This is a genomic window from uncultured Campylobacter sp. (assembly GCF_938045535.1).
In the GTDB taxonomy this organism is placed as follows: Bacteria; Campylobacterota; Campylobacteria; order Campylobacterales; family Campylobacteraceae; genus Campylobacter_B.
Genome location: NZ_CALIMQ010000015.1, coordinates 1 through 8,015 on the forward strand (window position 1 = coordinate 1; position 8,015 = coordinate 8,015).

Annotated in this window: 7 protein-coding genes and 3 pseudogenes; all 10 read left to right on the top strand. The window is 47.1% G+C overall.

Annotation, left to right across the window (positions count from 1 at the left end):
* Positions 1–332 (top strand): annotated as a pseudogene (locus tag Q0095_RS00680) (bifunctional methylenetetrahydrofolate dehydrogenase/methenyltetrahydrofolate cyclohydrolase); the annotation flags it as partial.
* Positions 333–1,178, top strand: a complete 846-nt coding sequence (gene lepB, locus Q0095_RS00685) for a signal peptidase I (RefSeq protein ID WP_291937048.1) — start codon at positions 333–335, stop codon at positions 1,176–1,178. It begins immediately after the preceding pseudogene.
* A gap of 9 nt (positions 1,179–1,187) precedes the next feature.
* A pseudogene (locus tag Q0095_RS00690) lies at positions 1,188–1,352 on the top strand (RpiB/LacA/LacB family sugar-phosphate isomerase); the annotation flags it as partial.
* 318 nt (positions 1,353–1,670) lie between these two features.
* A pseudogene (locus tag Q0095_RS00695) lies at positions 1,671–1,916 on the top strand (RpiB/LacA/LacB family sugar-phosphate isomerase); the annotation flags it as partial.
* 650 nt (positions 1,917–2,566) lie between these two features.
* Positions 2,567–2,809 (top strand): hypothetical protein, encoded by a 243-nt coding sequence (locus tag Q0095_RS00700; protein WP_297880423.1) that lies wholly within the window; start codon positions 2,567–2,569, stop codon positions 2,807–2,809.
* Positions 2,806–3,354, top strand: coding sequence for an adenine phosphoribosyltransferase (locus tag Q0095_RS00705; RefSeq protein ID WP_291937052.1), 549 nt, complete (start codon positions 2,806–2,808; stop codon positions 3,352–3,354). The genes Q0095_RS00700 and Q0095_RS00705 overlap by 4 nt, the downstream gene beginning before the upstream one ends.
* Positions 3,355–3,356: 2 nt before the next feature.
* Complete coding sequence (locus Q0095_RS00710) at positions 3,357–3,974, top strand: DedA family protein (protein ID WP_177388946.1); 618 nt, start codon at positions 3,357–3,359, stop codon at positions 3,972–3,974.
* Positions 3,949–5,409, top strand: coding sequence for a leucyl aminopeptidase (locus tag Q0095_RS00715; RefSeq protein WP_297880425.1), 1,461 nt, complete (start codon positions 3,949–3,951; stop codon positions 5,407–5,409). The genes Q0095_RS00710 and Q0095_RS00715 overlap by 26 nt, the downstream gene beginning before the upstream one ends.
* Positions 5,410–6,513, top strand: coding sequence for a redox-regulated ATPase YchF (gene ychF / locus Q0095_RS00720; RefSeq protein WP_297880427.1), 1,104 nt, complete (start codon positions 5,410–5,412; stop codon positions 6,511–6,513). It begins immediately after the preceding gene.
* A gap of 743 nt (positions 6,514–7,256) precedes the next feature.
* Positions 7,257–8,003: a hypothetical protein gene (locus tag Q0095_RS00725; RefSeq protein ID WP_297880429.1), complete on the top strand. Its 747-nt coding sequence runs from the start codon at positions 7,257–7,259 to the stop codon at positions 8,001–8,003.
* Positions 8,004–8,015 lie beyond the last annotated feature (12 nt).

Consider the following 8,015-nt stretch of genomic DNA (forward strand, 5'->3'; position numbering starts at 1 on the left):
TGCTTCTAAATGCCGATGCCACCGTCACTATCGCTCATAGCAAGACGAAAGACTTAAAGCGGCTTTGCGCAGACGCCGATATTTTGGTCGTGGCGGTCGGTAGGGCGCATTTTGTGGGCGCCGATATGGTAAAACAAGGCGCGGTGGTAATCGACGTGGGGATCAATCGCGACGAGGACGGCAAACTAAGGGGCGACGTCGATTTTGATGCTGTCGCGCCAAAATGCTCGTTCATCACGCCCGTGCCCGGAGGCGTGGGGCCGATGACGATTGCGATGCTTTTGAGCAATACGATAAAATCTGCGAAAAATCGCTTAAAACAAAGAGCTTAAATGAAAATACTAAGTAAAATTTACAAATTTTTATCGAGTTGGACGGGGACGGTCATCGTCGTTTTATTCGTCATTCTTTTTGTTGCGCAAGCCTTCGTGATCCCCAGCGGATCGATGCGCACTACGCTTTTGGAGGGTGATTTTTTATTCGTTAAAAAATTTAGCTACGGTATCCCGACTCCGCATATTCCCTTTGTAGAGTGGCAGGTTGCTCCGGATAGCGACGGAGATGGGCATATCATCCGTGGCGAGGGTCCGAAGCGCGGTGACATCGTGGTTTTCCGCTATCCGCTTAATGAAAAAATGCACTTTGTAAAGCGAAATTTTGCCGTAGGTGGCGACGAGGTAATATTTGATCTGAATAATTTCTACCTTCGTCCGCATGAAGGAGATGAGTTCATTGCCGCGAACTATGATGCTCGCGATATTGTGATTTTAGGTGGCGAAAAATATGTCAAAGAGCCGTATAAATTTAAGGGCATTCACTACGACCCTAATGCTAGAAACTCAATGCTAACAAATGTCAAAATCGCACTTGAGAAGGGTGAATTTTCTATGAAGCCCATTAGTTTAAGTGAAATTCCTCATAGCTTCGAAGCTGCGGGGATAAGCTTCAATGCCTTTTACATCAAAGTGCCGCAGGATGAGTATTTTATGATAGGCGATAATCGAAATAATTCCGCCGATAGCCGCTTCTGGGGTCCGGTACCTTATCGTCTGATCGTCGGCAAGCCATGGTTTACCTATTTTAGTATTGACGCCGATCGCAAGATCCGCTGGGAGCGAATCGGACGCTTCGTCGATACCTTGCAAAACGACGAGAGCCTAATCTATGAGCAAAAATAAGGAGCGGCAATGCAAATAAATAAAATTTTCATAGCGAGCGATCATGCGGGCTTTCGTGCCAAAGAGCAAGCCAAAAAAGCGCTCGCCGCTTTAGGTTACGAAGCGGTCGATCTTGGCACGCATAGTGCCGAAGCGAGCGTAGACTATCCCGATTTTGCGGGCACGTTGGCGGATAAAATTTTAGCCGAATGTGAAGCCTGCGCGCGAAGTGAAAATTTTAAAGAAAGTAGCAGCAAAAATTTCGCTGCAGCCGCTGAAAATTCCGAAGCGGGCAGTAACGGCGGCAGCGAAAATTCCAGCGCGAGTATAAACGGTTGTGGAAATTTTAACGACGCCGTACAATGTAGCGAGAAAAATGAAAATTTTAACGCTGTTAAAAACGCTAGTCGTCAAAATTTTAACGCTAGCGAGAGCATGACTACCAGCGTAAATGCAGCCTTAAGCTCGAATGCGAGCAAAGATAAAATTTTAAATTCCACCGACTACGGCATTTACGGCGTTTTGATTTGCGGTACGGGCATCGGTATCAGCATCGCCGCAAATCGCCACGCTCACATCCGCTGCGCGTTGTGTCATGACGCGACTAGCGCTAGACTAGCTAGAGAACACAACGACGCTAACGTCCTAGCCTTCGGCGAGCGATTGATGGGCGCGCTGGTGATCGGAGATATGATTAGGGCGTTTTTTAGCACCGATTTTGCGGGCGGTAGGCACATTAAGCGCGTCGCAAAGCTAGGCGCTTGCGGTAGTGCGAATTGCGCGCATGGATTTGATGGGGAGAATTTCATGCAGAATTCCGCTCAAAATTTTACGGAACAAAGCTGTGACGCTAATTTAAACGGACGAAATTCCAAATCAAGCTTCGCCGGCAAAAGCCCTTCTAGCAAAAATCCTATCGACACGGATTTCGCGTCAAATTTTGCGCGGAGCCTTAACGATAAAAATTTCTTATTTACCGGCAAGAATCCCTTGATAAGCTTTGGTGGCGCACGTCATATAAATTTAGATTCTACGCACGCAAAGATAATCTTTAATGAGAAAAATCCGCTAGATAAAAATTCCACTGGCGCAAATTCTACGTTAAATTTTACGCGCGCGAGCGTTTGTAAGAAAAATTTCGCTCAAAAAGCTAGCCGCAAAGATTTTGTCGGTTTGAACCCAGCAATTATAAATTTCAAGGCTAAAAATTCTGTTTGCATGAGCGTTAAGCCAGAAAACGCAAATTGCGCTAGTGCGGGTTTAACAGATGAGAATTCTGCTATTACGAGCGTAAATTTAAAGGGTGCAAATCTTTCTAGCATAGATTTTAAAAGCTTAAATTCTGCCTATTTTAGCGCAACCTCTGCTACTATGCGCCGCTTTGCAAATTCAAATGAAGGAGGCGAGCAATGAGCGTAGCATTAGGCGTTTTAGCGCTATTTTTTGCAGCACTACTTATTCTATCGATCCGAAAAAATTCTAAAATTTACGCCTTACTTCGTAAGAGCGAAGAAAAAATTTTAAAGCTTAAAAGCGATAACGAAAAGCTCAAAACTGCCCTTCGCTTCGGCATTGAGGCCCTGCAAAATGAGGAGAGCGAAAACTGCAGCTTAAAAATCCAAAACGCAAGATTGAAAAGAGGTAAGCTATGAAAAGCCTAAGCAGCGAGCAAAAAAGCTATTTATTTCGCTCGATCCGCACCGTGCGCGACTTCCCAAAGCCCGGTATTTTGTTTTACGATATCACGACGCTCGTAGGCGATCGCGAGGCGTTTAATTTCCTGCTTGATCATCTAGCCGAGCGCTACGCCGATTACGGACTTGATTACATAGTAGGCATAGAAAGTCGCGGATTTATTTTTGCAGCGGCGCTTGCTGCTAGGTTGAGGGTCGCTTTTGTGCCGATTAGAAAGCCAAAGAAGCTTCCTTACATCACGATTTCGCAAAAATACAGCCTTGAATACGGCTTCGATCAGGTCGAGATGCATGTGGATGCATTCTCCGGCGTGCAAGATGCCAAGGTGCTGCTAATCGACGATCTTATCGCCACCGGAGGCACCGCACGAGCGGCATTAGATCTCATCGCGCAGACGCAGGCTAAGTGCGTCGAAGCCTGCTTTTTGCTAAATTTACGTGAGTTAAACGATCTAGGCGAGTTTTCGCGACGCACAAATGTTTATTGCGTTTTAGAGGCGTAATTTTGGAAGAGCTACTTAAAAATTTACTGCAAGAATACCACCAATACGCCTATATCGTGCTTTTTGTTTGGTGTATTTTAGAAGGCGAAATCGCACTGATTTTAGGCGGCATAATGGCGCACGAGGGACATATAAATTTGCCGCTAGGTATCTTTGTCGCGGGCCTTGGGGCATTTTGCGGCGATCAGTTTTATTTTTATATCGGTCGCTACAATAAAAAATATATCAGTAAAAAGCTCGCGGCACAGCGCCGAAAATTTGCGATCGCGCACCTGCTTTTGCAACGCTACGGTTGGCCGATAATTTTAATGCAGCGCTATATGTATGGCTTCCGCGTCATCATCCCGATGAGTATCGGTATCACTCGCTACAGCGCAAAGAAATTTGCGATTATCAATCTTTTTAGTGCTTGGTGCTGGTCGGGCGCGACGATGGTTTTGGCGTGGTATTTCGGCGAGGAGATCTGGAGCGGGCTGCGGCTAATCGAGCAACACTGGTATTTTGCGATACCTATCATAGGCGGGATTTTATATCTATTTTTTAGGTTATTTAAACGTATGGAAAATCACTTTATGAACTCACGAAAGGAACGAGATGAAAGTAAAACTGCTAGATCGTAAAATTAACGAGATAGAGGCGGATTTTGAAGTTATTTTAGTCGTAGATAAAAATTTAAATCACGAATTTATTAAAGACACGGATAAGTTTGCGCTTTTTAATTATAAAGGCGAGGGCAATCTGCTGCTTGCCGAGAGCGGGCGGTTGTACGTGGGCGTTAAGGCGCTAGAATATGACCACATCCGCACAGCACTTGCGAGCGCATACAACGCGCTTAAGGGCTACGCGATCAAAAATTTTAAAATCGCCTTTTACAAATGCGGCTGCGACCGCAGAAGCACGATGGCGATGGTCGAGGGCGTGCTTCTGGGCGGCTATGAGTTTAACAAATACAAAAGCGATAAAAAAAGCTCTAGCTTGAATGAAATTTTAATCTCTACGCAGGAGTACGGCGGCAGTAGCCCCGACGTGCAAAAGATGAACTACGGCGTACAGCAGGGCATCGTGATGGCAAATGCCGCAAATTTTACGCGCGACGGCGTCAATGAGATCCCTGAAATTTATACGCCCGAAAAGATGGCGAGCGAGGCTGAAATTTTAGCCTCGAACTACGACGACGTGAGCGTTAAAATTTACGACGAGGATTTTTTGCGCGAGCAGAATATGAATGCGTTCTTGGCGGTCAATCGCTCCAGCGCTCATCCGCCGCGCCTCATCCATCTGATCTATAAGCCGCAGCGCTGCCTAAAGCGCGTCGTTTTCGTGGGCAAAGGGCTTACTTACGACAGCGGCGGACTAAGTTTGAAGCCTGCCGATTATATGCTTACGATGAAAAGCGACAAAAGCGGCGCGCTTGCTGCGATGGGTATCATCAAGGGCGCTGCCGAGCTTGAGCTGCCGTTTGAGATACACGCGGTTATCGGCGCTACCGAAAATATGATCGGCGGCGATTCGTATAAACCCGACGATGTGCTGCTTAGTCGCAGCGGCGTGAGTATCGAGGTGCGAAACACCGACGCGGAGGGCAGGCTCGTGTTGGCCGACTGCCTAAGCTACGCGCAGGATCTTGCCCCCGATCTGCTAATCGATATGGCGACGCTTACCGGCGCTTGCGTCGTGGGGCTAGGCGAATACACTAGTGGTATCATGGGAAACAGCGAGGAGCTAAAGCGTAGATTTAAAGATCTTAGCGGCTGCAGCGGCGAGCTATTTAGTATTTTGGAATTTAACGATTATCTGCGCGAGCTAATTAAAAGCAGTATTGCAGACGTCTCCAACTGCGCTTCCAGCAGGTACGGCGGCGCGATAACTGCGGGGCTATTTTTAGATAAATTTATAAAAGACGAGTATAAAGACAAGTGGCTGCACCTTGATATCGCGGGGCCTGCATATCTGGAAAAGGCGTGGGGCTATTACGCAGCGGGCGCGACTGGCGCGGGCGTGAGAGCAAACTTATATTTCTTGCAGGCTCTAGCCAAAGAGCTGAAGGACGCGTAGATGGGGCTGTCAGTAGGGATCGTAGGGCTTCCGAACGTCGGTAAATCCACCACATTTAACGCTCTTAGCGGCGCGCAAAACGCACAGGCGCAGAACTATCCATTCTGCACGATCGAGCCCAACAAAGCGGTCGTGCCCGTGCCCGATGCCAGGCTCGGCAAACTTGCACAGATCGTTAAGCCCGGTCGCATCGTGCATTCGACTATCGAGTTTGTAGATATCGCGGGTCTCGTACGCGGAGCTAGCAAGGGCGAGGGGCTGGGAAATAAATTTCTTTCAAATATCCGCGAGTGCGAGATCATCCTTCATATCGTGCGCTGCTTTGAAAGCGGCGATATAACCCACGTCGAAGGCTGCGTCGATCCCATCCGCGATATCGAGATCATCGAAACTGAGCTGATTTTAGCGGACATCGAGCAGCTTGGACGCAAGATCGAGCGCCTCGGCAAGGAAGCTAAAGCAAATCAAAAGGGCGCTAAAGAGGCGCTAGCTGTAGCAAACGAGCTTTTGGCGCATCTAAACGACGGCAAGCCCGCTTCAAATTTTGCGCTCAAAGAGGATGAAAGCTACATCGCTTTAAATCGCGAGCTGCGCCTGCTTAGCGCCAAGGACGTAATCTACGGCGCAAATGTGGACGAAGACGGTATCGCGCAGGATAACGAATATGTCGCGCGCGTAAGAGAATACGCGAGTGCTCGCGGCGCCGAGGTGATCAAGCTCTGCGCCAAGATCGAAGAGGAGCTCATAGGGCTAAGCGACGAGGAAACGCACGAGATGCTGCAAAGCCTGGGCGCGCAGCAAAGCGGGCTGGAGCTCATCATCAAGCGTTCCTTCGCAAAGCTCAGCCTCATCAGCTACTTCACCGCAGGCGAGATGGAGGTGCGCGCGTGGACGATCACGAAGGGCTGGAGGGCCCCGAAGGCCGCGAGCGTGATCCACAACGACTTTGAGCGCGGATTTATCAGAGCCGAGGTGATCGGATTTGATGATTTTATCGCGTGCGGCGGCGAGAGTAGGGCGAAAGAAGCGGGCAAGATGCGCCTTGAGGGCAAGGACTACGTCGTGCAAGACGGCGACGTGATGCACTTTAGATTTAATGTTTAAAATTTATTTTTAGGTGCGTTGAAATTCGGTCTGCGCTAGCTTTAAAATTTTGTAAATTTTAGCTCAAATGCGGGTTTAATAAAATTTTGATTTTGTGCGTAGCGGCTTTTGGCTGAAATTTGAATCACTAGAACAAAACGAGACTTGTGCGCTAAAACATCGTTAAAATTTCAAGGTCAAATTTAATCGGCTTGGCTTGCGTTAAAAATTTTTAAGTAAACAAAGTCGCCTCGCGCAGGATTTGCGCTTAAATTCGCCTAGCAAAATACGTCTAAGAAATACTTTCAAAATCGCGCCAAAATTTATACGCAGCAAAAACTGTGCGTAAACGTAAATTTAAAGAAGTAAAATTTTACTAAAGATCGCTAAGATCGTATCTGTGTGTGATAGAATTTTAGCTCTATATTTAAATTTGCGGCTTACAAATTTGACATTCGGCGATTTTTAAATTTTATGATCTTAAATTTAAACATGTTTGTTTAGTATGCGGTGTGAACTGCGCTCGTAAAGCTAACCGTATTAAATTTGCCGCCGATAAGTGCGGCGGAATTTAGCGAAAAATTTTAAAACCAAGCTCGCGATCAGTCTATCTTGCTGCATGAAATTTAAAAGCTAGAATTTTGCCGCGCAGAATTCCGTTGTGCTATGGAGCTTTGCAGAAAAAAAATGAGCAGATTTCTCTAACGCCGAGCAAACAGGGCGCTGAACAAGCGGTGCTAAATTTAACTTAATTTTGGAGGATTATGCGAAATAAGCAGCCCTGTATCGAAGGCAGGATAGAAAACTTGCGTATCCGAGTCCTTAGGCAGGAGATCGAGACGCTCGTGCTTTTTGAGATCGACGGCATTCGCTTTCGCATGCGTTGCAGGGCATTCTCGTTTAAGCAGGGCGATTTAGTGCGCGTAAAATACTGCAAGCAGGGATATTTAGGCAGCCTCGTCGCCTTGGAGGTCGAGCGTCGCAGAATGCCTTTGGAATATGCCCGTGATTTTGAATTGAGCGTGCTGGATGCCGCAAGACGCGCGCTATATTTAGTTTGGGACATTTTGATTACGTTTGGTCTAATTTTTTTCGTCACGGCGGTATTTTATGTGATCTATCTTGCGTTCGCAAAAGACGCATTCCCAAACCTAGGCGATTTTTTCTACACTTGCGCGGCGCTTGCGTTTGTTGCGATGATAATTCTGGCACACATTTATGCGATCGTCCGCGCTGTTGAAAGGCGCGCGCCTCGTTTGACACAACTGGTGTTTAGCCTTGCCGAGCGGCTACTTAGCTTGGCGCGACTATTTTGGGCGGTACTGCTTTTTTGCATCGCTGTGATTGCGGTGTTGCTTTGGATTTATATGACATTTATTAAGGATAAAACGGCAAGCCTGAGCGATTTTTTCTATTCTTGCGTAGTGCTTACGCTTGTGTGCATGATATGCCTAATTTGTTCTACTTGCATGCAAAAACCCTCATCGTGGCGCAAGCGTAATAAAAAATAGTGCTACTCCATT

Excerpts from the sequence above, each read along its gene's own strand:
- lepB (WP_291937048.1), top strand. The coding sequence starts at position 333 with ATGAAAATACTAAGTAAAATTTACAAATTTTTATCGAGTTGGACGGGG.
- Q0095_RS00715 (WP_297880425.1), top strand. The coding sequence starts at position 3,949 with ATGAAAGTAAAACTGCTAGATCGTAAAATTAACGAGATAGAGGCGGAT.
- Q0095_RS00725 (WP_297880429.1), top strand. The coding sequence starts at position 7,257 with ATGCGAAATAAGCAGCCCTGTATCGAAGGCAGGATAGAAAACTTGCGT.
- Q0095_RS00700 (WP_297880423.1), top strand. The coding sequence starts at position 2,567 with ATGAGCGTAGCATTAGGCGTTTTAGCGCTATTTTTTGCAGCACTACTT.
- Q0095_RS00705 (WP_291937052.1), top strand. The coding sequence starts at position 2,806 with ATGAAAAGCCTAAGCAGCGAGCAAAAAAGCTATTTATTTCGCTCGATC.
- ychF (WP_297880427.1), top strand. The coding sequence starts at position 5,410 with ATGGGGCTGTCAGTAGGGATCGTAGGGCTTCCGAACGTCGGTAAATCC.